Raw genomic sequence first — 25,908 nt, 5'->3', positions numbered from 1 at the left:
TCTTTGCGAATTATAATATTCTCTTAGAATTAGAATAATTGTATAAAGAAATAATTGATGAGATGTCATTATCTCCATAATGGTATAAACTCCTTAGTACCTTCAATTGCCAATGTATAATCAATTATTTAACCTCAAAATAATAAAATAAAATGAATTCGCAAAAGAGCCGTGAATCTCCTTTCTTACCTTAATTATAATATACTTTTAGAGTTAAAAATATTTACTTAAGCATTATAAAATATAAATATCTTTCTATAACTTACTTTGTAGATTGATTAAGTTTTTATCAGAGATAACGTTAGACTTTGTTTTTAAATTAACACTCTTGAATTTAACAAAAATTTACAACACCTGCTAAGAAAATTGAAGTATCAATAAAGCATATATTAACAAAAATTTTATATATGAACATTCACACTCATATTTATGGAGAAACTTCTTGTAATCTTTTTGCTCATTTCACTATTGACTTATACAACACCTCTGTATACAACACATCAAATAGGAACAGCCTCAATACCAGTTGTTGGTAAATACTATAGAAATGTCACTAATAATTATGGCTATGTAAATATAAATGCATTTTACTCGTCAGAACCAGCACCCATGGGAATAGCTGATTACGGTATAGGTCCAAACGGTCCGTATGTGTTAACTACTACACAGTTCCTAGGTTACATTAACATTATAGATTTGTCAGCACAAACATTTAACGGTACTGAATTGGTTAGTAACTGTGTCAGCTTCCAGCTTAATGCTGTCCTAACTTATAATTATAATGGAATAACTTATTCCCTGTGGGTTCAGAATATAGTGAGGTTTGATACAGCAAATAACGAAGTTGCATTTTTAGATAACATATGGAATTATACGCAAATATATGCTAATGCAAGCGGTCTATCGGGTAACGGACAAATAGGTATTGTTTACTATGGTTCTCATGCAGTCGAGTATTACTACGATTGGGCTAATAATTATCCAGGAAGTTTTGTAACGGTAACACTCCCTACTACGATTTTAGTCTTAGTAAATGTATCAGTAAACAGTTTAGGTCAACCAGTGATCAACTTCTGGTATAACGATGGCTATGGTTGGGTGAAATATGACACTGTAGTAGTTACAAACGTTGAAGGTGCAAGTAACATAGAGTTCATGATTAACGGTAACGAATATACCGGATGGGGAACATTTTACGATGCAGAATTGGTTTTAGGAGGAGCATACGGAGGACTTAACGCCTATGTTTACTCAGCAAACATATATATGACTCTTGAATACTGGAATGGCCATAACTTTCAAACTGTAGAAAACGCATATAATTTCGGATCAGACACTGCAGAGACTGTTCAAAACGTAGTAGCAACTTATACAGACATACCATTTAACGGTACACTGGTAAGTCATATAACTACTGGTCCCGGAAGTCTCGGAGTATTGTGGGAACAGAACAATATATTAAACTTGACTGTAGACACCGGGATAAGTAGTGGTTACATTTTAGTCTATAATATGACTTATACCTATTCACCATCATATACGCAGTTCAAAATTCCATTTAATGGTGGTGAGGCAATATTATCCTTAGAACCAACAAACTATGCAATTCTGGTATACAATTCTAATGGTCAGCTTATTGGAGAAGCAAACGTTTTGAAGACAATTGGAAGTTACACTACTGATGTTACACAGTTCAACATTATGGTATCAAATACTTCAATACGCTTACATCCTAATTCCTCTGCCTTAATAGATATTACAATAAATGCGTATGGTGATGTAAAAATTAACATCCTTACTCCCGCTGGTGTAACGTATAATATTGAAAATCCAATATATGTTAATGGCCAAGGTACAGATATACTGACAATATATGCTAATCAAATACCACCGGGTACTTACCCAATTATAATTAATGCCTCACTGTTTCCAGGTTTCTATAAGATTGTAAATATTACACTGACTATTATTCCAAGATATTATTTTGTAACTTTTGAGTATGACGTAATAGGTCAACCTTTACCACAATCTCCTCAAATAACCTTAGAATTCCCCAATCAGACAATAACAACAATATACCTAACTTCCATGACGTCCCTTAAATTACCCGCGGGGACTATTTACACAATCCAGCAGATAATTTACGGTAACAATGGAATTAGATGGGCTACAGATAATCAAACTGAAGGTGTAATAAACAGTACATTAACAATATTCTTTGTTTACTATGAACAACTAATGGTTAATTTTGAGTATAAAGTACAAGGAGGAGTTGGTTACAGCCCTCCACAAGTTACATATTATTACTTCGGATTACCGCAAACAATTACTGCACCAAATACTGTTTGGGTAGATTATGACTCCACTTATGTATATTCTCAAACTCTGCCCGGTTCTAATTCACAAGAACGATGGATAGCCTACTCTTATTCAGGTACAGTGACAATACCCTCTACAATTACCATATATTATTATAACCAATACCGTGTTACAGTATTATCACCTATTCCAGTTCATGCTATAATCAATGGGACAAATACTACACTAACAACAGGATGGTATGATGAGGGAACTACAGTTGAAGTGCTCAATATAACATATTACCCGAGCTCTGATGAGAGATGTGTAATAGTATCAATATCACCCTCATCTTCCTTTACGGTAAACTCATCAATAAATGTCATAATTTCAACAGTTAAACAATTCCCAGTTATAGTTTCATCTCCTATTCCAGTCTATGCTATAATTAATGGAACAAATACTACATTAGCAACAGGATGGTATAATGTTGGTTCGGTTATACGTGTAGAAAACATCACTTATTATCCCACCCCATTTACCAGATATGTAATTACGAACATTACACCTAAAGAAGTGACAGTAGAAAGCCCGTTAACGATAAAAGTCTCGACATTAGAACAGTTCTACTTAAAGCTATCATCTCCTATACCAGTTCATGCTATAATTAATGGAACAAATACTACATTAGCAACAGGATGGTATAACAAGGGGATAAAAATAGAGATTCTAAATATCACTTACTATCCCTCGTCAGAGTCAAGATACGTAATTACTCAAATATCACCTTCAGCAACGCTTATAGTAAATAAACCTTATAACGTTACAATATATGCGGTATTACAGTTCTATGTATCAGTCTCATCCAAAATTCCGGTTAAGGCCTTGATTAATGGGACTGAGACTATCCTCAACTCCTCATGGATAAATGAAGGAACTAAAATAGAGATAATAAACTATACTTACTATGTTAACAATGAGGAAAGATATGTAATAACAAATATATCGTCTAAGTCAGTGACCGTTGAAAGTCCAACAAACATTACAGTAAAGGTAGTTAAGCAATTCCTAGTTACAGTAAACGGAGTGTCAAATTGGTACAATGAAGAAACGAGAATCAGTCTTAACGCATCAGTTCCGTTCTATCTTATAGGTAAATATATAGGGACATATAATGTCTCACCAGGAACAGTAATAACTGTTAACGGTCCGATATATGAGAAATTAGTAGAAACTCCTAACTATCCAGTCTTAATTACCATAGCTGTTGTAATAGCTGCAGCTGTAGCAATTGCGGTAGTTTTGTTAAAAACACATTAAGTCTTCTTTTTTATTTTTATAAGATATAAATGAGAGATTTCGAGGCCAATCTTTTGTTTAAAAATTAAAATATTATTTCTATATATTAATAACTTGAAAATCTAAACGTATTATATAAAACATAACTATGACGATTTTACTAACTGCGGTTAAAGAAAAGAGAAATACTCATCTTTTACTTAACCTTAAAACTTTTACATTACTTGATTTTAATTTTAGTATATCGCTCTTTTCAACATCTTTATCGAAACGTAATATATAATCTGTTGTTTGCTTTCCTAATCTTATGTTTTCAACATTGGCTTTCAGTCCAGTAGATGAGATTATTTTCATTATTTCACATGGATGATTCTCAAATAAAATAGTAACCTCTAAAGGTTTTTTATGCATTATATAATTCTACTAATTCACTATTTTATATTTTCTCTAGATACTCCTTATAATATAATGACATTAGAAGAAACAATTTTATTGTATATCACAGATAAAAAAGATATTATCATAAAAATATTATTAAGCAACTTCTACTCTAATTGGATTGTTTGTTAGATGATGTAATCCTATATGGGTAAGAAGCGTAGGAAGTCTTTTTCTAGTTTCATGACATATTGGGCATTCATAACTGTCCCCTTTAACTATTGGTTTATATTCTGAGTGTTGTAAAACCTTATGTTGATAGTATAGTGAATTATTATTGAAGACTTCACCGCACACTTCACATTTTAATAAAAACTCGCTTAGGCATAAATTAAAATATATGATATCTAATATTTAAGGATTAATAATACAATTGTTTTGTAGGTTATCTCAATTTTTATTAAAGTTAAGATGAAATTTACTTTTAAATCAATGCTTAATTTTGAATTTTATAAAAATTGATGGGTTATTAGCTGAGAAAATTGGAGGATTCAACAAGGCGTAATATACTTTATATAATGATTCTTAGTCTTTGGATTTTTATTTGTCTAAGTAAATGAGATTTTAACTATTAAATACATACTAAGCAATATTATACTAGGTCAGATCTTAAAGGACAAGATTTATACTTAATAAGTAATAACTCTGTTAAGCTTTACAGAACAAGATATTCCTCTTAAGGTTTTTATGAAATTAGAAACCTTATTGTACTTTAAGTTATGAGCAAGTATAACATGAAGAAGTAAAAGTGTATGAGAAGGGGTTATAATTTAGCTTACAAGAATATCTTTTACGTAATATTGTATTATTCGTACACCAAATTATGTTAATTTAAAGGAGAATATTACAATTCATAATAAACTACTTAAATATCGAGTTTTTAATTTCTAACAAATTTAAATAATTAATTTAAAAAGCAAAAATTGTATTAAATAAAGGTTGAGATAATTATATGGAATATTCCTTTATGCCTTCTTTTAACAAATCCAACTCCTACTTGTAACCAAGAATTTATACAGAGATTTTTAATGTCCAGAGAGAATGTACAACTTATAATCAATTTTTTGAGGTTCACTAAAGATATACAATAAGATAAAAAACAATTATCTTTTTTTAAATTCTAATGTTTCAAATCTACTTCTTCTATACCTTCCCTAGCTGCTTTCATTACTTTCTCATGGTCTTCTGCTGAAGGACTAGGAATAACTATATGAAGTGCTTCCATGTAAGTCTCTGCTTTTATTCCTCTCTTAACTCCTCTAGGTACTATAATTATAGAACCTTCTCTTACTTCAACTTCTTTGTTATCTACATAAGCCGTACCTTTTCCTTGAAGTACATAGAATATTAGGTCAGAATCTGGAGCATGTATTGGTATATATTGCCCCGCTTTAAAGAAAACTAAAATAACGCCGTATTCATCCTTTCTTAATACTGGTATTGGTGTAAATGTATCCCCTACTTTCCTATATTCTGAAATATGAGCAATAATTGACTTGGAACCTTTCTTTATAACTTTCAAAATGAAGTCTCCAGTTTCTGTCTGATCTACCTTATATTTTTCAATTTGTCCCGATAAAATTTGTAATAAATGGGCAGGATAATGATCTGCTATCACTACTAACTCTTCACCATCCTTTATCTTACTAAAAGCATCTATCACTAGTTTGTGCCTATATTGTGGTTCTACATTTCTGAGATCTAATTCCATGAATAGCAATTATTTTAAGGTGTATAAAAAATGGAATACTAAAGTATAAGGTGTAGCCTAGTTTGTGGATTTTTCGCCTTATAGGCTATATATTAGGCTAATGATATAAAACGAGTGTAAAGGAAAAGATGGTGTGAAGTCTTATCTGATAGATATGCGAGTTCTAGGAGATTACACATTCAAAGTAATCGAAATGAAAATTAATAAGATGAAAGAAGATGAGGTAATGGTTTTATTTTCTAATGAAGATCCATCAAGAATATTAAGGAAGATAAAAACTAGGCGAAAGGTCGATATAATAGTAGAGCGAAAAACTTCAAAAGAATGGATAGTATATATAATTGCACGACCTTCGAGAATACAAAATTATATTACTTCATAATAGCACTACACTTGTATATAAATTAAGAGGTTAAACCAGAACTAATATTATATTATTTTTAACTAAAATTCTAATTTCTATAATAATATTATAGATATTTACTAGAATCTTAGTATATTAAGATATATGATCAAATAAAGATAAATTTGGATCTTTTAGATATTCTTTGTAAATTATAGTATTCTCTATTAAATTAGTATAATTCAGTACACAAATAATTCAGTATTGGTAATACAAGTTGTGGCCTCACTATAATATTTTTTTACAATTCTGCGTATTAATATTACTTAGTATATATTTAATAACAATAATTTAACTCTATTAATATAAATAGAAAGCGTGAAAGATCCATGAATTTCCCAAATTTGCTTATTAGTGAAATTATTGATTACGGCAGATTACCATATAATAAAGTTATAGTCCTTACTTCGGGAAATATTTCGCGTAAAGATTGTTAATTAAATTCACGTATTCCTTATGTTTATTAACGCCAATTCTCTCTTCCACCTTTTCAAATCCTTCATATAATTCTTTATCATCTTCCTCTGTTATCATATTTTCCGCTAAAGGAAATAACACGGTATTCTCCTTGCCTATATGTCCCGATAAAAGATAAGCCAGATAACTTAAATTTTTCTTAAGTTCTTTCGGTTCGCTGTATTCGTTTTCGATTTTAGTTAGTAAGTCTCGTAGCTCATTATGTTCATAAACCATAGCTTGAATAGGCCCTCTAACTAATCCCTTTTGTTCTAGGAAAGGGAATAGCGCTTTTTTCCTTCATATGGTGACAGTTATCAACGAAATTTTTTATAAAATCTACAATTTTTTTAATAGCATCAATAGCTTCTACATTGTTTAATACGTTTAATGCTTTTAATATAACCTCGTGGTCTTCCCTTAAGGATTCAATAAATTTAGACATTAAAATTTTGATTTTCATGCTTTTTTATATTAAACACCTAAATAAATGAGTGATATTTCAGATATTGAATAAATTGAAGATTACAATAAGATATAAATATTTGATTTTCAAAGATATTAGTATGAAAGTAATTGTCATACACCAATGGGAAGATAATCAAAAAGATGCAGTGAATAATTTCTTCACTCAACTAATTGATATGACAAAACAGAAGAAGCTTCCGAAGGGTATGAAATTGGAAAAGATTAGTATTGCTAATGATTCAAAAATAGCTATTTGTGAATGGGATGTAGATAATCTGGATCTATTGATGCAAGCGGCTAAACAATTTAACATTTCATGGAAAATTACACCCATAGTACCTCAAACGCTATACGAGCATAAATCATTTTTCTAATTAACTTTTTTTTTAACGTTTTCCTTTCTAAGGAGTAAACGAGGACAGAAATTAAATAATACTTAAAAAATGACTTAATAGGATTTTAAGATCTTAGTCTATTATTATAATTTAGTAGTTAGTTTTTCTGTGTTTCTTAATTTTTTCCTATTATTTTATGATATAAATTTAACTAATTTAAATATTAAAAAAAGATAAAATTAGAGTTATTTTACGTGAGCTTCTTTATGAGTTACATTAGTTTCCTTATATTGTATGACATGACTTTTTGCGTACTTAACCCATAATACCATAGAGAGAATTGTTGAGACGATACTAATTGAGAAGAACACTGTAAAAGCCATTGGGAAATTGATTATTGATGCAATATATCCCATTGTTGGTGGAATTAGTAGACCGCCAGCAGATCCTAGTCCGCCTACTAATCCAGATGATCCGCTTACGGCATCTGGTGAATATTTAGGAACAAGTTTATATACAGCTCCATTAGCAATACCCATTCCTATAGCCATAATTATTTCAGCAAGTATTGAAGTCGGTAAGGCATATGAGAATATAAATATCAAACTTCCCACGATCATTATAGAATATGAAATTGTGGAAACCAGCTCTCCTCCAACCTTATCAGACATATAACCACCGTAAACTCTAATTAATGCTGTAATTAATGAATATACAACACCGGTTAATAGCCCTGCTTCTATAGGAGTAACATGTAAGAATTCTTTCCAATATGTTGGTAACCATTCAGTTAATGCTTCGAAACCGCCGAAAGATGTAAAGTACATGAATACTAGTGCCCAGGTTACAGGGTTTTTGGCACTTCTTTTAATTGATGCTGAAAGAGATTCAGCCGGTATCACATCATAGCCTTCCTTTAAGGCAAGAGCCTTAGCTTCTTCCCAATTTTTACCTTCCTTAATGTATTGAATAAAAGGTGGATTAATTGCGATTATATTGTAGATAATAATCATTATGACTAGAAATATAGCCCAAGCAACATAGGCGTAAACTAAACCTATAGATGCTAGAGCAAATGGAAGAATTACTGTAAAGATCCCTGGGGCTGTATTACCTAGCCCAGCATAAATTCCTAAAGCAGTACCTTGCTTCTTTTGTGGATAGAAGTAAGAAACATACGTTATACCGCTTGAAAACGTAGAAATTCCAGTACCTGCAAGTGCCCCAAAGAATAAGAGAAGACCATATACTATGTCACTAAGAAGTGTTTTTATTTGCTCAAGGGTAAAGATTATACCAATCATTCCTATAAGACCTATGACTAATTGAATAGTTAGGGTATGTTTTCCTAACTTATCTACTAAAAGTGAAAATGGAATCCTTAAAAACGCCCCTGTAACTAAAGGAATAGCCACTAACCAAGAACTCTCTACTAATGTTAAATGAAGAATTGGACTAATCTTAAGTGTTGTTGTTCCAAATAGGGCAACAGCTGCAAATCCAGCAAAAAACGCTATTGTTCCTGCTGTTAGCCCTCTACCTCTTACATCCACGTTCTATCACCGAGAAATAATTCCTTTTCTATATTTATATTGGTGATTCCTAATCAATTAGGGAAAAGTTTTTAAACAATTTTCGTAATTTATGATATAAAAGGTTTATATCTGAAAAAGTATATCTATCTGCACCTTTATATACTTTTCTGTACATTTATACATACTATTTGTTCTTTGTAGATTAGTAGTCTTATTTATTCTTAATTAAAAATCTTTCTCCTCATACATTAGGATTTGTTTTTAATAACTAAAACGAGATTTTACTATCAAATGCCATGGCAGAAATTTAATTATGATAACAGAGAATGGGAGTCCTTTTATAGGAACAGATGGCAGTATGATAAGGTAGTAAGAAGTACTCATGGTGTTAATTGCACTGGTTCTTGTAGTTGGATGATTTACGTTAAGGATGGCGTTATAATGACTGAAATGCAAGCTTTAGATTATCCTATTATTAATCCTGAGATACCTCCTTATGAGCCTAGAGGATGTCCTAGAGGAGCTAGTTTTTCATGGTATGAATACTCACCACATAGAATAAAATATCCTTATGTTAGAAGAGCACTGCTTGAACTATGGAGAGATGAACTACGAAAGACAAATGATCCCGTAAAGGCGTGGGAGAACATTATAGAAGATCATAATAAGGCTAGAAAATATAAGGTATCGAGAGGAAAAGGCGGGTTTGTTAGAGCTTCGTGGGACGAAGTTTACGAAATAATTTCTGCAGCCTTAATATATACTATTAAGAAATATGGACCAGATAGAATATTTGGCTTCACACCTATTCCCGCAATGTCTATGGTAAGTTACGCTGCAGGAACAAGATTCCTATCATTAATAGGAGGAGTAGTAATGAGTTTTTATGATTGGTATGCTGATTTGCCCATTGCCTCACCTCAAGTATGGGGAGAACAAACAGATGTTCCAGAAAGTGCTGACTGGTTTAATGCTACGTATATTATTGACTGGGGAACTAATATTCCACAAACTAGGACTCCAGATGCTCATTTCTATTCTGAGGTGAGATACAGAGGTACTAAAGTGGTTGCCATAGCTCCAGACTATGCTGAATACGTAAAGTTTGCAGATTTATGGATTCATCCTAGGCCTGGTACTGATGGTGCTCTTGCTTTAGCAATGGCTCACGTTATTGCTAAAGAATTTCACGTAGATAGAGAAGTAGAATATTTTAAGAATTATATAAAGAAATATACTGATGCTCCATTTCTTGTAATACTAGAAGAGGAAAACAATAGATTATTGCCCGGAAGATATCTAAGGGCTTCAGATATATACACTAACGTAGACAAGGGTGAGTGGAAATTAGTAGTATTTGACTTAAACACCAATTCCCTTTCAATACCAAATGGTAGTATAGGTTTTAGATGGAGTAATGACAAGAAGTGGAATTTGAAACTTAAAGATAGTATAACTGAAAGAGATATTGAACCAGCACTTACAATGTTAAATGTACACGATAAGATAGTAAGTGTAAGCTTCCCGAGATTTGACCAGAAAGGATATGTTGAAAGAGAAGTTCCGGTAAAAATAATCAAAACGATTGATGGAAGAACAGTTTACGTAACTACAGTTTATGATTTACTTTTGGCGAACTTAGGTGTTAAAAGAGGAGACTTAAAAGGATATCCTAGTAGTTATGATGAGGATGTACCTTATACTCCTGCTTGGCAGGAGAAGATTACTGGAGTTAGGAGAGATCTGGTTATCCAAATAGCTAGAGAGTTTGCCCAAAATGCTGAAGAGACAAAAGGCAAATCTCTAGTATTACTTGGTGCTGGAGTTAATCATTGGTTCCATAGTGATTTAATTTATCGTGCAATTATAACGATACTAATGCTGATTGGTGCTATTGGGGTTAACGGAGGAGGTTGGGCTCATTATGTAGGGCAAGAGAAAGTTAGGCCTTTTGAAGGTTGGAATACTATAGCCTTTGCTAAAGACTGGCTACCGGTTACTAGGCTACAAAGCACTGGATTATGGGTTTATATGCACACTGATCAATGGAGATATGATGAGGTCACGATGGATAAGATTACAATAGGAAAAACTATGTATGATCATCCAGCAGATTATGCAGTAATTTCAGTGAAGAAGGGTTGGCAACCCTTTTATCCTCAATTTAACGCGAATCCGTTAAATCTCGGTAAAAGCTCAGATGAAATAGCAAATAAACTAGAGAATAGAGAGATATCTTTCTCTGTTTCAGATGTTGATAATCCTATCAATTTCCCGAGAATATTATTTGTTTGGAGAAGTAATCTATTATTTTCAAGCGGTAAGGGTAGTGAATATTTCTTAAAGCATGTTTTGGGTACTGAAAATTCTGTGGATAATAAAGATGAAGTTGCCAAGGGTTATGTAAAAGAGATAAAGTGGGTAGAGCCGGCTCCAGAAGGTAAGCTAGACTTGCTAATCGATATAAACTTTAGGATGGATAGTACTGCACTATACTCTGACATAGTTCTGCCTGCAGCCACATGGTATGAAAAATATGATATAAGCTCTACAGACATGCATACTTTTGTTCATCCATTTAATCCGGCAATTAATCCGCCATGGGAGGCTAGAAGTGATTGGAAAATCTTTGTAGGATTAGCAAAGAAATTCTCTGAAATGGCCTCTAAGTACTTATCAGATAAAGTCGTAGATGTTGTTTATGTACCATTTACTCATGACACGCTTGGTGAACTCGCCAGTCCAGAAACGGAATTAGACCCCTTAGATCCGCCAGGCCAGGCTCTAACAGTGAGAGATGGAAAATTAATCCCCGGAAAGAATATGGGTAATATAGTCTTAATAGAGAGACACTATCCTAAGATTTACGAAATGATGATAACATTAGGGCCTTTAGTTAAAGATAAAAAGTTATCGTTCTTTGGCATAGAGGTTAACTACTCTAAAGAATATGAAGAGTTAAAAGAAGAGCTAGGAAGCATAGAAGAAAGGCCATTATTAGATGAGGATAAGAAAGTGGCTGAGACCATGTTAAGATTAAGTGGAGCTACTAATGGTGAAGTTTCTGTTAGGGAATACAAATATCTGGAGGAGAAGACTGGACTTAACTTCGGAGATCTTAGAGAGGGGATAGAAGAGATAAAGATTAGGTTTAATGATATTACAGCACAACCACGTAGGGTAGTTGATTCTCCAATAGAATCTGGGATAGTTAAAGGAGGTAGAACTTATTCAGCATTTACGTTTAATGTCGAATACGAAGTCCCATGGCGGACTTTATCTGGTAGGCAACACTTTTATTTAGATCATCCGTGGATTAGAGAACAAGGTGAGCAATTACCGGTATATAAACCTCCATTAGATATAGTGAAAGTATCCCAATCTGAAGGAGTATTAATTGCTAGATACCTATCTCCTCACGGTAAGTGGCAAATCCACACTACCTTCATGGATAACCTTAGAATGCTTACTTTATTCAGGGGAGGCCCGGTAATTTGGATAAATGAAGAAGATGCTAAAAGTATTGGGGTTAAAGATAATGATTGGGTTGAGGTATTTAACGAGAATGGAGTCATAGTTACTAGGGCTGTAGTTACTAACAGAATTCCCAAAGGGACGGTGATAATGTATCATGCGCAGGAGAGGACAATTTATGTTAAAGAGGCTAAAAACGGAAAAATGGGCGGATCGCATAATGCAGTAACGAGAGTTCACATAAAGCCTACTTGGCTCATAGGAGGTTATGCACAGTTATCCTTCTTTTTAAACTATTATGGTCCCGTAGGAACTCAAAGAGATACAATAGTGGCAATTAGGAGGTTGGGGTAAAATGAAGGTATTAAGTCAATTTATGGGTGTATTTAATTTAGACAAATGCTTAGGCTGTAATGCTTGTACTGTAGCATGTAAGAACTTATGGACAAACAGAGAAGGAACAGAATATATGTATTGGAATAATGTAGAGACCAGACCCGGACCTGGATATCCATTAGAGTGGGAAGATCAAGAGAAATACAGAGGAGGTTGGATTTTAACTAAAGATGGTAAGCTAAAATTAGCCATAGGAGGAAGAATTGCAAGACTTTTAGAGCTCTTTCACAATCCATATTTACCTACTATTGATGATTATTTTGAACCTTTCACTTATACGTACGAAAATTTGGTTAATGCTAAAGAGTCAGATAAACAGCCAGTAGCCGAACCCGTCTCGCTAATAACTGGTAAAAGAATAGAACTGAGGTTAGGACCCAACTGGAATGACGATCTTGCTGGAGGTACAGAAGCAATATTAAAGGATCCTAATTTCAAGAAATTAGAAAATAAGGTAAAGACAGATTTCGAAAATGCCTTTATGATGTATTTACCAAGGATATGTAACCATTGCCTTAATCCCTCATGCGTTGCTGCTTGTCCAGCTGGAGCAATGTACAAGAGGGAAGAAGATGGAATAGTTCTAAATGACCAAAATAAGTGTCGTGGATGGAGATTCTGTATTGCAGCATGTCCTTACAAAAAGGTCTATTATAACTGGGCTACTGGGAAAGCTGAAAAATGTATATTGTGCTATCCAAGATTAGAAACTGGTCAGATTCCTGCTTGCTTCCATGAATGTGTTGGAAGAATTAGATACTTAGGCGTAGTTCTTTATGATGCCGATAGAGTCGAGTGGGCTGCCTCTGCAAGAGATCCTAAAGAGATAATAGATAGAATGCTTCAAATAATTCTGGATCCCTTCGATGAAGAAGTTATTAAGAATGCTAAAGAAAATGGTGTTACAGGTGATTTCATAGAAGCTGCACAGAAAACTCCAGTTTATAAGATGGTTAAGATCTGGAAAATAGCCTTACCATTACATCCAGAATTCAGAACATTACCGATGATATGGTACATACCACCTTTAAGTCCGTTAGTAGAAAACATTAAAGTAAAAAGTGATGAGGAATTCTTCCCTATTGTAGACCATATGAGAATACCAATAGAATATTTAGCTAGCATGTTCACTGCTGGTGATACTGAAAAGGTGAAGAATGTATTAAAGAAACTAATTACACTGAGAATTTATATGAGACAGAAGAGACTAGGCAAAAAAGTTAATGAAGAGTTACTAAAAGAGGTATCATTAACGGAAAAAGACCTTGAGGAAATGTACAGAGTTTTAGCTATAGCTAGGTTAGAAGATAGATTTGTAATCCCGACAGCACATAAGGAAAAAGCTCTAAAGATGTTTGAAGAAAGTTTAGCACCAGAATATGTCCAAGGTAGCAGAGGATTACAGCAAACGATTAGAAGAGATTTGAGGTTGAGGAAGTCATGAACTTGTTGGAAGTTATAGGGGATCTTCTCGAATATCCCAGAGAATGGATAAAAAGAAAAGAGACTATTATGAATCTAGTAAGTGAGAGTTTATCTCCTAACAAATATCTTATTTTTGAATTCTTAAAGAGTGTGTCAAATTACAAAGAACTTGATCTAGAGGAGATTTATGTAAGTACTTTTGATAATAGTGATTATACGACACTTTATATGACTTATTATATAACTGGAGAGGAAAAAAGTAGGGCTAAGACTCCTAAAAGAGGTTTTTTATTAGCGTGGCTAAAAAGTAGGACAAAGGTTAATAGTAATGAGCTACCGGATTATCTGCCACTTTTGTTAAAATACCTAAGTAATACTGAAGACGAGGAAGTTAAAAAGTTAATACAAGAACCTATGAAAATTCTTTCGGATAGGCTTAAAGAAAAAAATTCTGTTTTTTATCCTCTTGTACTTGCTGCATATTTAGAACTTTATGGGGGTGAGGATAGGCGATGAATTACTTCTGGGTAATTTATCCTTATGTAGCTGTTACTATATTTTTCGGAGGATATATATACACATATTTAACGAGGAGATATTATTGGTCAGCAAGATCTTTTGAACTACTAGCAAAACGTACACATACATATGCGTCAAACTTCTTTCACTACGGGATTGTTATAGTCTTACTAGGGCACTTAGTAGGAATAGCTATACCAGCCTCAGCTCTACTTGTAATAGGACTCACATATAGTCTTCATGAAGCAGTAGCATTCTATTTAGGAGCACTCTTCGGAGTTATAGCAATAATAGGACTAGTTTGGCTACTTATATTATCGTATTTAACTAGAGCATCAGCATCTCTCTCCATTACTGACCACTTAGTATATATTGTATTAATCTTAGTAATAGCTACAGGATTATATAACACATTAATTGTTCACCCAGATTATATGACTACAGTAGCACCATGGTTCCAGGGATTAATAACGTTTCATCCAAATACTTCTTTAATAGAGAAGGCACCTTTAAGCTTGCAAATTCACGTAGCATTGTCTTTCCTACTATATGCATTATGGCCTTTCTCTAGATTAGTCCATGTGTTCACATTCCCAATAACATATTTATGGAGACCTTACATAGTTTATAGGGGATACCGTTACTCTAGAGTCGTCAGAAAAAGGTAAATTATTTTTTTAATACTTCTTTTTATCTTATTTGCTGAAATCTTTTTATATAAATTTATTAAAATTCTATATAAAAAGCATTCAAAGCTTTTATATTTAGTCATAGTTTAAAGAGAAAAACAAACCTTAAAAATACTCTTTTTAGAAGAAGATTTTGCCCTTTAAAATTTCAGAAAGTATAACAAAATCTAAACATAAATCAAAGTGTTCGCCCGAGTTACTAATGCTTATCTGTTAAATTTATAGCATCACCTCATTTAAAATCTATTACCGAACCTTTAAGCTAGATTAATATAACGAGTAAATATATCATCTCAACTAATTCATAGATTCCATAATACTTGAGTCTTACTGGGGAATATATTTTGCTTAAAGATCCTTTCAAATAAGCTATTCCACCTATGACGTGAATTATAAGATACATATATGCAATAATAATGAGAATTTCGTTATAATAGAGTTTTGATATAGATACCAGAATGATATAAAAAATCATTTCATAAATTGCAATTAAATATCCAATTGATTTTGGGAAAGTCCTTTTGGAAAAAGATAGCAAAGTCCCTGCTAGATGTATAATAACCATGATTAACGTCAGATATATTAACAGCATGTAAGGAATGATGGTATTAGCATATTAAAAATATGCACCTTAAACATTAGGTAAAATAGATAATAATTTAGTTATTAAAATCGTACTTGTATCCTTTATGAAGTTATAACAAAGCTTATTAGTAGTATGTTAATCTAAATACTTAAATAAGTTTACAAAGAAGTTATATTATGGAGTCACAGTTACCTAAATTCATCAAAGAGCCAGAGAAGTATTCTAGGTTAAGGTTACTTGAATCCTTGCAAGAGCTCTATTTAAGTGTTGAGATGCTTAAGGCTGGTTATAGTAGGAATTCTGCGAGTAAGCTCTTTCTTTCATGGAAGGCACTTTTAAGCTCAATCGTTGTTACGAACTTTAACAAAATTGTGGAAAAGAAAAAGAAGGAGGGGAAGGAAGATGAGGTTAAATGGTATTTAAGGATAGGATATTCTACATCTACTGCTGGTTTAGTGGGAATTTCTAGGGATCTTGAAGACCTTGGGTTTAAGGGGTTAGTTACTTTAACAACTGCAATGCTAGGTATTCACAAGTATGCATATAATGGTTTAGATGAGGATATAAGCCCCTTTCATAGTCGAAATGATGCAATAATATCAATAAAGGAGTTAGTGAGGGCTGAAGTTGAGATAATAAGCTCAATGAAATTAGGAGATGAAGAAAGAGAACTTTTAGAGAAGATAAAGAAAAAATTAAATGAAATTTAAGCGTCGTATTCATAATACATATAAATATATAGTGACTGGATCCGTAATAAAAATTTTAAGGATATTTACTTTACAAAAATAAGGAAAGTTTAGCCATTGTGAGAAGGTGATTATTCATTGGGAATCAGAATAGGCAACTTTTTTAGTAAAGCCAATTAAAGTTCTTATGATGATTGATATTCAACTTAAGAAGTTCTTCTTAAGAGACCCTATTAAGTTTGCTTTTGAGATTTATGATTCCGAGATTGACTACGAATTTACGGAGTTTAAAATAGCAAATGAAGGATATTTGATGATTTATAGAAAAATTAATCCTATTACGATAATGCTTTATGGAGAAAACGAAAATACCGTAACTAAATTACTTTCATTAATAAAAGAAGATAAATTCATACTATTCATAGAACCTAAATGGAAATATTTGCTAAACTTTTCCAATATGAAGATATACCCAGAAATCCTAATGATTTGTAAATCTCCTAAAGTATTTAGAAGGGAAGATGTAAGGAGGCTTACAGTTAAGGATTCTGATAAGATAATTGAGTTATACGGAAAAGATAGAGGAGGTTTCGTAGTGCAAATGTTAAGGGATAATAAAACTACTGCTTACGGTCTATTTATAGATAACAAATTAGTCTCAGCCGCTTATACATGGATTGAAACTAAGGATGCAGGCATTATAGGAGGGGTTTTCACTAGAGAAGGGTTTAGGAATAGAGGCTTTGCATCTTCAGTAGTATCCGAACTTGCTGAAGATATAGTTAAAAGAGGTAAGATAGCATCTCTTTACGTAAGGGAAGATAATACTTCAGCCATCCATGTTTATAAAAAGATTGGATTTAATGAATATTGGAAAAGATTATGGGTATCTGTGAATACTGATGCTAAACCACTATAATATAGTTAAACTTTTGGAACAATAAGTAATGTGATATTCATGTAACTCAAAAGAATCTATAAAGAGACTTCATGAAAAAACCTTACATCAAATCCAGGGTCCTTTATATGCGTTGTCTTGATCTAGTTAAAGAAGAAGCAGAACATAATGACAAAAAGAACGACGATCCTTGCCCTTTCTCTTTGGATATTAGAGCTCTCGCTACCTTAGCCAAGATTATAATAGTAGTTGTTCTACTTTAACGCGGCTTAAAGATTTTCACCAAATCTAGTGCATTCCATAAACATATTTGAGTTAATTTGAGGAATTCCTTCTCACATTTCGTTATTAACAAAACGCCAGACTAAAAACTTTATCGATAGTATAGGGGATTTCGCATTACTGAGGAAAATTAGAACAACTCCTAATTATAAATAGAGTTTAGTATGAAAATATGATAAGAAGGGCATAAAATAATAGATTTAGTGTAGTGCCTATGTTCATAAAGAGGATATAATTAGTGATTGAGTTAAGATTTTTACTAAATAGTCTATTTAAATCAAACTTATAAAAACAGAGTGTGGACAACAATTTTGTTAATTCAAAATAAATTATATGAACTGTTTGTGTTTTATTAATAGAATGTGGTGTAATATCTTTTTAGGGTGAGCACGGGAGTATTACTTGGGTGATACTACGGGAACTAGGTGGAAAGTTCCCGTGCTCACCCAAGTAATATTAGTTTTAATGGGGTATATTAATCTTAAGCCTAGGTTTTATTCTAGTGAGGTAGTAGCCTTGGCTTTGGCTAGTTATCTCTCTGGTTTGTCTTCTTGGAGGACTTTGTTGCCTCATTCTACTTTGTTGTACTATTTGAGGAGGTTGGGTTACATTAAGTATGTGGTGCCTATTAGTGGTTTTTATGCGGTGGATGAGACTATGGTAGTTAAGGGGGAGTATTATTATGTTTGGATTGTGAGGGACGTAAGGACGGGTGCGATACCCTTCTTTATGGTGACGAGTTCGAGGAGTGGGGGTGCATATATTGATAATCTTGACGAATATGAAGAATGCGGAAAAGGAGGCTGAGAAAGTGTTTAAAACGAGGATAGACAAGGTAGTCTATATACACGATGGGGCAACAATTTATAACGCATTCACTTGGCTAAACGTGGAACACAAGATGGTCAACGAGAGGGATTACGCGGAACAAGGGTTCAGGAGCTTAAAACATAGGATATCCTCAATGGATTTTCACTTCCCGTGGAACACTAATAGGTTCACGCTCACGAGGTGGTTATCGGTGTTCTTCCTAGCTTATAACGCGCTTTATGCTCCAGTGTATTTGCCAGATAGGGGAGTGATAATAAATGTAAATATTCCAAACGAATGAAATTGTTGTCCACACTCTAAAAACATAGAGTAAAGTTAATAAATTATTATGCGAGATTATAAATATGCTTAGAATTGTTGGAATTTTAGTTTTAATTTTACTAATGATCTCTGGAGTAATAAGTATAGCTCAGCAATCACAGCAATTGTATTATATTCAAACATCATCACCAACATATTCGATAGTTCCAGGATCAATATTCGTGCAACCGTTAAATACTTCTACGGAGCTTTATATAGCCGTTCTGCTAAACTTCACTAATTACTCATCCTTACTTAATTATCTTAACGAGATATATCTTTCACCCTCACTATTTCATAAATGGCTAAGTCCATACCAATTTAGAGAATACTACTATCCTTCTCAAAGTTATATTAACTCCTTAATTAACTATCTGGAGTCTTATGGATTACATTATGATGGACAATACGGTTTAGCATTAGTCTTTAACGGAAATGTCGGAGAAATTGAAAAAGCATTTAATACTTATATAAATATCTATTACTACCCATTTAAGGACCTATATTGGTTTGGACAAATAGGGATAACCGATATAGGACCATTCTATTACTTCTCTAACAATGTTACTCCGTCATTACCTTATAATGTTGGTAAATATGTTTTAGGAATTGTAGGAATAGATAGTTTAGATCCTAAAGTAGTAAGTTTAATTAAACAAGATGCATGGAAATTAAATATAACCAGAGTAGGACAAGGATTAATATCTAAAGTTGTAATTTCACCAATAACAATACAACAGTATTTTAACTTCACTTTAGCTTATGAGCACGGTTTTACTGGCAAAGGAAGCGATATTGCAATTGAAGGAGTTCCAGAATGTTATGTTAATGTTTCCGACATTTACGCATTTTGGAAATTATACAACATTCCAAGAACTGGGAGTTTAAAGGTAATAACGTTTGGTAATGATACTTCTGGCGGGCAATCTGCTGAGAATGAGTTAGATGCTGAGTGGAGTGGAGCATTTGCCCCTGGAGCGAATGTAACAATAGTTTTCAGTGATGGTTATGTAGGTGGCGTGAACCTAGTGGGTAATTTACTTAACTACTGGTATGAGTATTATTATATGGTTAACTATCTATACCCTAATGTAATCTCAATATCTGTTAGCGTACCAGAATCATATTTAGCAGCTTACTATCCGGCAATGTTAGATTTAATACACAACATGATGTTGCAAGCTGCTGCTGAAGGAATAAGTGTCTTAGCTGCTTCTGGCGATTGGGGATTTGAAAGTGATCATCCACCACCTAACTTCAGAATTGGTATTTATAATACTATCTGGTATCCAGAAAGCGATCCCTATGTAACTTCTGTGGGTGGAATATTTATTAATGCATCATCTAACGGGAGTATTATTAGCTTCTCTGGTTGGGATTATAGTACTGGTGGACATAGCGTAGTATTCCCAGCTCAGTACTACGAGCTAACATCATTAATTCCATTTACACCTACATACGTAAGAACATATCCAGATATTGCTTTCGTATCTGCTGGAGGGTACAATATTCCAGAGTTCGGATTTGGTTTGCCGTTAGTTTTTGAGGGACAACTATTTTTATGGTATGGTACTAGCGGTGCAGCTCCAATGACTGCTGCTATGGTATCATTACCTGGTGTTAGATTTGGTGCATTGAACTACGCACTTTATCATATATCCTATAACGGGATAGTGGTTTCACCAATTGGAACTTTTCAAGGTTTAATAGCATGGATTCCAGTAACTTCTGGAAATAATCCAACACCGGCACATTACGGATGGAACTATGTTACTGGACCTGGAACTTATGATGCATATGCTATGGTCTACGATATTCTATTATACTCTGGTTATTCTGTTTAAGATAAATTTTTTAACTTCCATTTTCTTACATGCTTCTATTTTACTTTGGGTGCTCTCTGAACTTAGATTTGTTCAACTTTACTGTATAGCTGGAATATTAATCCTTAATGCATAATTAGTGGGTTTCATATTTTCTTGTTTTTCATACTTTTGTAAATAGCCTATGTCGATAAAGAAGAATTATCGTTTATAAAAAGGTAGATTTTGCAAACTCATTGAATCTACTTACTATAAATTAGTAGGTTTCATTTTATCTCTGAGAACCCTTTAAAAATCTAAAGTTCAATTTTTTAATAGGAAAATTTTTTAATACGACATTACCACATATTCCCTGTTGAAGCCACTAAGAACTTATGCTGTGCTAAATAATCTTGCATCAAGTTTAATAAATCCCTTTGTCTCCTTTTTCACAGCATCTTACGGAATTACTGGAGTTTTATTAGCAATTGTCTCTTCAGCAAATACCACATTTCCTGGTGTTGTACAATTTATTTTAGCAAGGATTTTCATAAAGGCTAAAAGAATAATTGAAGTAGGAGAATTCCTAACCGGCTTATTCTGGGTATTAATAGGTTCTTTTACTATTTTTAACTCATTTTTTGTAATTTTTTATGTAGTAATTACAGTCTGTTTAGGAGTTGCTAACTTTGGCTGGTTATTAATTTTGGATAAGGTTAGTGAGACGAAAAGAGGGAGAATATTAGCTTATTATTCTTTTTATGCTACAATTGGAGGTTTTATCGCAACTTTAATAACAGGGTTCATAGTTAGGGATAATCTTTATATGATGAGATATTTCTTTGTAATTTCCGGTTTAATTTATATTATTAACTCCTTTATTATTTCTAAATCGGATGTTGATGTAGAGTATAAAGGGAGTAAAATTACTTTGACTAGAAACCCAGAAATAAAGAAATTATTTGTGATAACATTTATATTTACGTTTATATGGTCGATGGCTTGGCCTTTATTTCCATTGGCGCAAGTTTATAAATTTCATATGAATGAATTACAAATCGCAATCATTGATTTAATTAGTGGAATTTCAACTCTTTCATTACAGAGAGTAATTGGGAGGTTGGTAGATAAATCAAAAAAGCTTATTATGTTTTTAGGAAGATTAGGATTAGCTACATTCCCATTAGTTTATGGTTTAGGCACATCAGTTTATCAAATTTACTTAGCTTATATTGTATCTGGTTTTACAAACTCAGCCTCCATTTCCTATACGGCGTTTCTTTTTGATAATTCAAGTTATAGTGAAAAAAGAGTAAATATTGCACTTTATAATATGATAAACGGTCTTTCAGCTCTATCTGGATCCACATTTTCCAGTCTTATTTTAGGAATTCTATTAACAAGAATTAACATAATAATGGCTATAAACCTAATGATGATTACGATAGGTATCCTTAGAATTCTATCTTCCTTATTATATCTAAAAATAAAGGAAACTGTAAGAAGGTAAAAATATACGTAAGGAAATCACTATTTACTTCATGGTTACTTATACTGACAAAGATAAAATCTCATCTGGAGTACCTTTGGGAGGAATTGGTGCAGGAAAAATAGAAATTGATAATAAGGCTAGAATTATAAATGTGACAATTGCAAATAATTGGATAAATCCAATTAAGGAACTTAAGAACTTTTTCATCTACGTAAAACCAGATGAAGGAGAAGGTTTCATATTGCAAAAGGGACTCTCATTATTTCCTCAAGTAGAGCGAATTATATATGAAGGGCTTTATCCCTTTGTTTTCATAAAAGGAAGAAGGAAAGATATTGAAGTTAATCTTACTGCTTTTTCCTCACTTATTCCTCATGATCTAAGAAACTCAACTCTACCAGCAGTGGGATTTAAAATAAGGGTTAATGGAAGTAAGGGAGGCTATATAGCAATTTCAATGCCAAATATAGTTGGTAGTACTAAAATCGGGAGAATAAACGAGAGGGTGAAAAATGGTGTTATTTTTAAGAATATGAAGGCTAATGATTATGATCCTGCAAAAGGAGATATAACTTTAATCTCGGAAGAAGTTGACAGAGTGATTGTTCAATATGATGCTAATGAAATAGTTACTAATTTAGATAAAGTAAAAGACAATCCTCATGAAGTAAGTGGTTTGAGAGAAATACCAGCCAGTATTCTGTTTACTCCGTACGAAAGAGAAGTAAAGTTCGTCTTATCATGGTATTTCATTAGTAAACATGTTTTCTATCCCTATGGACACTATTATCAAAATTTCTTCAGTAACTCCTTAGAAGTAGCAAAATATTTCCTTGAAAACTTTGATTACCTAGAAAGAAAGACCAGAGAGTGGCAAGATCAAATAGATTTTAATGGTTGGTTAAAAGATGCCATAATTAACTCCGCTTATATTCTTTCTACTAGCACTTGGTTAGATGAAAAGGGAAGATTTAGCATATTTGAAGCTCCCACTAATTTTCCCTATCAAGGAACAATAGGGACATGTTATGAATTTGGTTCCCTTCCAATACTCTACTTCTTTCCAGAACTTGAAAAGTCCTTTCTAAGTCTACTTTCTACTTATATAAGGGAAGACGGATATGTTCCTCATGATTTAGGTTATTGTTCTTTAGATTCACCAACTGATGGAACAACTGCACCACCAAAATGGAAAGACTTAAACCCAACTTACATTCTGCTAATCTATAGATATTACAAAATTACGGGAGACATAGAGTTCCTTAAATCAGTTTACGAAAAAGTGAAAAAAGCCTTTGAGTGGGAGCTCAAATTTTCTAGATATGGTCTTGAAGGCAAGATGGATAGTGCATTTGATGTTACACCAATAAAGGGAGTTAATAGTTACACATTATCTTTGTACATAGCCTCACTCCTTGCAATGAGAGAGATTAGCAAAGCTATTGGTGATAATTTAAACCTAGACGAGAAGATAAAGGAAGCTAAAGAAACGTTTGAGAAAATATTTAATGGTAAATATTTTATTGCTTGGGAAGGAATGGAGGATGCGGTATTTCTTGCTCAAGTTTTTGGTGAGTGGTGGACAACGCTACTTGGTTTAGAACCTATAGCTGATGAAGAGAAAATAAGATCTGCTCTAAGATGGATAATAAAAGTTAATGGTAATGCGTCAAAATACTGCACTCCTAACTTAGTTAAAGAAGACGGTAAAATTGTTTCACTTTCACCTCAAACTTATTCTTCATGGCCTAGATTAGTCTTTGCGATTTGTTGGCTCTCAATAGAAAAAGGCATTTCTGAAGGCTTACAGTTATGTGAAAAAGAATGGCAAAACTTAGTTTCTCACGGTCTTGTTTGGGATCAGCCATCAAGAATAAATTCATTTAACGGTTTACCAGATCCAGTTGTGAGTTATTTAGACCACTATATAGGTAGTCCCTCTCTGTGGTCTTTTATTGTGAAAAAGCTTATAAATGCAAAGAAAGAGAATAAGGAACATGAAGCAATGTCCTAAATGTGGATATATGAATCCAGATGATGCAAAATTTTGTATGAATTGTGGTACACCATTTCCTAAAAAGAGAAGATTACTTCCAATAATAGTTGGTGTTGTAATAGCTATAGCAATAATTGCTTCAGTTCCAATTATCTTTGCAATTATAAATTCATCACCAGTAGTCCTTTCAGCATCTACTGTTCAGTCAACATTAGGAGGTCAATGGTCTGTAGTAACTAATGAAACCTATATAGCTAAATATCCAGTAAAACAAATAACTATCGAATATGCTAACGGTACTAATGTTACAGTTCCGTATCCTCATCAAATAAAGACATATATTCATGAAGTCTTAATAGGAAAGTTAAACTCAACTAATGTAACTATGATAGTTAAGGTAATAATTTATACTTCAAACATAACTATGTTCCATCACATGTTTGGTTTCGGTTTTCAATTTAATACTAATCAGTTCTATACTGATATAACAACATATGATGGATACAGTATATTTTATGTTTCTTCAACGTTTCCCTATCCCCATACTTTCGTAACTGCTGTAAAAGGTAATGAACTAATACAAATAAGAATCTCCGGTTATTCAGCGTCATTACAACAGGTTGAGTCCTTAATATCTGATATTAGCTAAATGAGCTAAATTCCAGTTTTTGCGTATTTAAATAAATTGTTTTAAAAGTTATTTTTCTAATTTTTCTAATGTGTCCATAGTGTCGCCATTACGTTATCTCAAATGAGGAAAGATCTCTACAAACAGTAAGTATAAAATAATGTTTTGTATGCACTGTTTTTGATATAGAAATATAAATAACATAGTGACAACTCTGTGATCCCTTTTATTCTTAACAGATTATAATATTGTATTTCTATTATATTTATCGAATTATTTGAAATATGAATACTCTCTCATCCTACTGTTGCAAATCCTCTATATAGACTAAACCAGTAGTGTCTTTAAAAACTTAAATATGTGTTTAAACATAGCAAAGGACTATTACTATTTCAGAAGAAGCATATAGGTTATTACTTAGTGAAAAGAGGGAAAGGAAAGTTTTTCTGACATTATTATAAGTTTGATAAAGAGTAATAAGAAAAATATAATGGATTATGCGGGTATTTTGATGGATATAAGGAAGTCAGATTAAAGATTTTTAAGCGTAAAATAAAAATACTCATCTATGAGTAACTCATTAGAGAGGTATGCTGAATTCCTTGAGGATTATGCGAAATACTTACTTAATAATAAACCTATTATTGATATTCCCTTATCTCCACAAGAACTAATTGATGAGGCTTCTAGGATTAGAGCTAAACTAAAGGTAAGGTCAGAAAAAGGTAGAATTATAATAAATCTAAATGAAGGTGAGGCTATTTATTTTACAAAATTCTTGGGAGAGGTTGTGTTTTCTTTTGATAAGCTCTATAGACCATTAAAGATAGAAATAGAGATAAAAGATTTAATGGATAATGAGAAAGTGTTAAAAAAAACTGATCTTATCTGATCATGCTAAAAACATTTAGAAGATATTAAGCGGTATTTAAGTAAATTTAATGATCCAATAGATCCC

General features: G+C 32.7%; 23 protein-coding genes and 1 pseudogene. 17 read left to right on the top strand and 7 right to left on the bottom strand.

What is annotated here, in order from left to right; all coding sequences use genetic code 11:
* The first annotated feature begins 429 nt into the window (after positions 1 to 429).
* Positions 430 to 3,618 carry a thermopsin gene (locus D1869_RS14145; protein ID WP_156015696.1) on the top strand — a complete coding sequence of 1,063 codons (3,189 nt, stop codon included), beginning with the start codon at positions 430 to 432 and terminating at the stop codon, positions 3,616 to 3,618.
* Between the two features lie 168 nt (positions 3,619 to 3,786).
* Here D1869_RS14145 and D1869_RS14140 read toward each other — a convergent pair whose 3' ends face one another.
* From D1869_RS14140 to D1869_RS14130, 3 genes are all read right to left on the bottom strand, one after another.
* On the bottom strand, positions 3,787 to 4,008 hold the full coding sequence (locus D1869_RS14140; RefSeq protein ID WP_156015695.1) for a hypothetical protein: 222 nt from the start codon (positions 4,006 to 4,008) through the stop codon (positions 3,787 to 3,789).
* Positions 4,009 to 4,131: 123 nt separating this feature from the next.
* On the bottom strand, positions 4,132 to 4,332 hold the full coding sequence (locus D1869_RS14135; RefSeq protein ID WP_231113646.1) for a C2H2-type zinc finger protein: 201 nt from the start codon (positions 4,330 to 4,332) through the stop codon (positions 4,132 to 4,134).
* Positions 4,333 to 5,155: 823 nt separating this feature from the next.
* Positions 5,156 to 5,746, bottom strand: a complete 591-nt coding sequence (locus D1869_RS14130) for a DUF2249 domain-containing protein (RefSeq protein WP_156015693.1) — start codon at positions 5,744 to 5,746, stop codon at positions 5,156 to 5,158.
* A gap of 133 nt (positions 5,747 to 5,879) precedes the next feature.
* On the opposite strand from D1869_RS14130, the gene D1869_RS14125 reads away from it, so the two are divergent.
* The gene (locus D1869_RS14125; protein WP_156015692.1) at positions 5,880 to 6,128 is read left to right on the top strand and encodes a hypothetical protein; all 249 of its coding nucleotides are present in this window, start codon (positions 5,880 to 5,882) and stop codon (positions 6,126 to 6,128) included.
* 423 nt (positions 6,129 to 6,551) lie between these two features.
* On the opposite strand, the gene D1869_RS15585 is transcribed toward D1869_RS14125, so the two are convergent.
* Positions 6,552 to 6,842, bottom strand: coding sequence for a hemerythrin domain-containing protein (locus tag D1869_RS15585; protein ID WP_231113645.1), 291 nt, complete (start codon positions 6,840 to 6,842; stop codon positions 6,552 to 6,554).
* A gap of 16 nt (positions 6,843 to 6,858) precedes the next feature.
* On the bottom strand, positions 6,859 to 7,068 hold the full coding sequence (locus D1869_RS15580; RefSeq protein WP_231113644.1) for a hypothetical protein: 210 nt from the start codon (positions 7,066 to 7,068) through the stop codon (positions 6,859 to 6,861).
* A gap of 103 nt (positions 7,069 to 7,171) precedes the next feature.
* On the opposite strand from D1869_RS15580, the gene D1869_RS14115 reads away from it, so the two are divergent.
* On the top strand, positions 7,172 to 7,447 hold the full coding sequence (locus tag D1869_RS14115) for a hypothetical protein (RefSeq protein ID WP_156015691.1): 276 nt from the start codon (positions 7,172 to 7,174) through the stop codon (positions 7,445 to 7,447).
* Positions 7,448 to 7,653: 206 nt separating this feature from the next.
* On the opposite strand, the gene D1869_RS14110 is transcribed toward D1869_RS14115, so the two are convergent.
* Entirely contained in the window at positions 7,654 to 8,961 is a 1,308-nt protein-coding gene (locus D1869_RS14110; protein ID WP_156015690.1) for an MFS transporter, read from the bottom strand.
* Positions 8,962 to 9,234: 273 nt separating this feature from the next.
* Here D1869_RS14110 and D1869_RS14105 point away from each other — a divergent pair, with 273 nt between their 5' ends.
* Genes D1869_RS14105 through narI form a run of 4 tightly spaced genes read left to right on the top strand, consistent with a single transcriptional unit; the run spans position 9,235 to position 15,425 of the window.
* A complete protein-coding gene (locus tag D1869_RS14105; protein ID WP_156015689.1) occupies positions 9,235 to 12,771 on the top strand; it encodes a nitrate reductase subunit alpha in 3,537 nt (1,178 codons plus the stop codon).
* 1 nt (position 12,772) lies between these two features.
* A complete protein-coding gene (gene narH / locus D1869_RS14100) occupies positions 12,773 to 14,257 on the top strand; it encodes a nitrate reductase subunit beta (protein WP_156015688.1) in 1,485 nt (494 codons plus the stop codon).
* Positions 14,254 to 14,754: a nitrate reductase molybdenum cofactor assembly chaperone gene (gene narJ / locus D1869_RS14095; RefSeq protein WP_156015687.1), complete on the top strand. Its 501-nt coding sequence runs from the start codon at positions 14,254 to 14,256 to the stop codon at positions 14,752 to 14,754. The genes narH and narJ overlap by 4 nt, the downstream gene beginning before the upstream one ends.
* A complete protein-coding gene (narI, locus tag D1869_RS14090) occupies positions 14,751 to 15,425 on the top strand; it encodes a respiratory nitrate reductase subunit gamma (protein ID WP_156015686.1) in 675 nt (224 codons plus the stop codon). The genes narJ and narI overlap by 4 nt, the downstream gene beginning before the upstream one ends.
* A 283-nt stretch (positions 15,426 to 15,708) precedes the next feature.
* Here narI and D1869_RS14085 read toward each other — a convergent pair whose 3' ends face one another.
* Entirely contained in the window at positions 15,709 to 16,038 is a 330-nt protein-coding gene (locus D1869_RS14085) for a hypothetical protein (protein WP_156015685.1), read from the bottom strand.
* A 170-nt stretch (positions 16,039 to 16,208) separates the two neighbouring features.
* Between D1869_RS14085 and D1869_RS14080 the strand changes: the two genes are divergently transcribed.
* The 10 genes and pseudogenes from D1869_RS14080 (at position 16,209) to D1869_RS14040 (ending at position 25,842) form a co-directional block, all read left to right on the top strand.
* Positions 16,209 to 16,742: a PaREP1 family protein gene (locus tag D1869_RS14080; RefSeq protein WP_156015684.1), complete on the top strand. Its 534-nt coding sequence runs from the start codon at positions 16,209 to 16,211 to the stop codon at positions 16,740 to 16,742.
* A 169-nt stretch (positions 16,743 to 16,911) separates the two neighbouring features.
* Positions 16,912 to 17,640 carry a GNAT family N-acetyltransferase gene (locus D1869_RS14075; protein ID WP_156015683.1) on the top strand — a complete coding sequence of 243 codons (729 nt, stop codon included), beginning with the start codon at positions 16,912 to 16,914 and terminating at the stop codon, positions 17,638 to 17,640.
* Between the two features lie 107 nt (positions 17,641 to 17,747).
* Positions 17,748 to 17,882, top strand: coding sequence for a hypothetical protein (locus D1869_RS15735; RefSeq protein WP_260311174.1), 135 nt, complete (start codon positions 17,748 to 17,750; stop codon positions 17,880 to 17,882).
* A 484-nt stretch (positions 17,883 to 18,366) separates the two neighbouring features.
* Positions 18,367 to 19,012 (top strand): annotated as a pseudogene (locus D1869_RS14070) (IS6 family transposase).
* Between the two features lie 64 nt (positions 19,013 to 19,076).
* Positions 19,077 to 20,876, top strand: a complete 1,800-nt coding sequence (locus D1869_RS14065; RefSeq protein WP_156015682.1) for a S53 family peptidase — start codon at positions 19,077 to 19,079, stop codon at positions 20,874 to 20,876.
* Positions 20,877 to 21,210: 334 nt separating this feature from the next.
* A complete protein-coding gene (locus tag D1869_RS14060; protein ID WP_156015681.1) occupies positions 21,211 to 22,344 on the top strand; it encodes an MFS transporter in 1,134 nt (377 codons plus the stop codon).
* 31 nt (positions 22,345 to 22,375) lie between these two features.
* Entirely contained in the window at positions 22,376 to 24,340 is a 1,965-nt protein-coding gene (locus D1869_RS14055) for a GH116 family glycosyl hydrolase (RefSeq protein ID WP_156015680.1), read from the top strand.
* Positions 24,324 to 24,971, top strand: coding sequence for a zinc ribbon domain-containing protein (locus D1869_RS14050; protein WP_231113643.1), 648 nt, complete (start codon positions 24,324 to 24,326; stop codon positions 24,969 to 24,971). The genes D1869_RS14055 and D1869_RS14050 overlap by 17 nt, the downstream gene beginning before the upstream one ends.
* 442 nt (positions 24,972 to 25,413) lie before the next feature.
* A complete protein-coding gene (locus D1869_RS15845) occupies positions 25,414 to 25,485 on the top strand; it encodes a hypothetical protein (protein ID WP_231113822.1) in 72 nt (23 codons plus the stop codon).
* A gap of 33 nt (positions 25,486 to 25,518) precedes the next feature.
* Positions 25,519 to 25,842 (top strand): hypothetical protein, encoded by a 324-nt coding sequence (locus tag D1869_RS14040; RefSeq protein WP_156015678.1) that lies wholly within the window; start codon positions 25,519 to 25,521, stop codon positions 25,840 to 25,842.
* Positions 25,843 to 25,908: the final 66 nt, after the last annotated feature.

This window comes from Sulfurisphaera ohwakuensis, from assembly GCF_009729055.1.
Taxonomy (GTDB): Archaea; Thermoproteota; Thermoprotei_A; order Sulfolobales; family Sulfolobaceae; genus Sulfurisphaera; species Sulfurisphaera ohwakuensis.
The sequence above is the reverse complement of the archived record's forward strand: the minus strand, read 5'-3'. Positions and strand labels throughout refer to the sequence as shown.

Bases quoted from the DNA above. Each gene is read 5' to 3' on its own strand.
- D1869_RS14145 (WP_156015696.1), top strand. From the start codon at position 430: ATGGAGAAACTTCTTGTAATCTTTTTGCTCATTTCACTATTGACTTAT.
- D1869_RS14140 (WP_156015695.1), bottom strand. From the start codon at position 4,008: ATGCATAAAAAACCTTTAGAGGTTACTATTTTATTTGAGAATCATCCA.
- D1869_RS14130 (WP_156015693.1), bottom strand. From the start codon at position 5,746: ATGGAATTAGATCTCAGAAATGTAGAACCACAATATAGGCACAAACTA.
- D1869_RS15585 (WP_231113645.1), bottom strand. From the start codon at position 6,842: ATGGTTTATGAACATAATGAGCTACGAGACTTACTAACTAAAATCGAA.
- D1869_RS15580 (WP_231113644.1), bottom strand. From the start codon at position 7,068: ATGAAAATCAAAATTTTAATGTCTAAATTTATTGAATCCTTAAGGGAA.
- D1869_RS14115 (WP_156015691.1), top strand. From the start codon at position 7,172: ATGAAAGTAATTGTCATACACCAATGGGAAGATAATCAAAAAGATGCA.
- D1869_RS14105 (WP_156015689.1), top strand. From the start codon at position 9,235: ATGCCATGGCAGAAATTTAATTATGATAACAGAGAATGGGAGTCCTTT.
- narH (WP_156015688.1), top strand. From the start codon at position 12,773: ATGAAGGTATTAAGTCAATTTATGGGTGTATTTAATTTAGACAAATGC.
- narJ (WP_156015687.1), top strand. From the start codon at position 14,254: ATGAACTTGTTGGAAGTTATAGGGGATCTTCTCGAATATCCCAGAGAA.
- narI (WP_156015686.1), top strand. From the start codon at position 14,751: ATGAATTACTTCTGGGTAATTTATCCTTATGTAGCTGTTACTATATTT.
- D1869_RS14085 (WP_156015685.1), bottom strand. From the start codon at position 16,038: ATGCTGTTAATATATCTGACGTTAATCATGGTTATTATACATCTAGCA.
- D1869_RS14080 (WP_156015684.1), top strand. From the start codon at position 16,209: ATGGAGTCACAGTTACCTAAATTCATCAAAGAGCCAGAGAAGTATTCT.
- D1869_RS14075 (WP_156015683.1), top strand. From the start codon at position 16,912: ATGATTGATATTCAACTTAAGAAGTTCTTCTTAAGAGACCCTATTAAG.
- D1869_RS15735 (WP_260311174.1), top strand. From the start codon at position 17,748: ATGCGTTGTCTTGATCTAGTTAAAGAAGAAGCAGAACATAATGACAAA.
- D1869_RS14065 (WP_156015682.1), top strand. From the start codon at position 19,077: ATGCTTAGAATTGTTGGAATTTTAGTTTTAATTTTACTAATGATCTCT.
- D1869_RS14055 (WP_156015680.1), top strand. From the start codon at position 22,376: ATGGTTACTTATACTGACAAAGATAAAATCTCATCTGGAGTACCTTTG.
- D1869_RS14050 (WP_231113643.1), top strand. From the start codon at position 24,324: ATGAAGCAATGTCCTAAATGTGGATATATGAATCCAGATGATGCAAAA.
- D1869_RS14040 (WP_156015678.1), top strand. From the start codon at position 25,519: ATGAGTAACTCATTAGAGAGGTATGCTGAATTCCTTGAGGATTATGCG.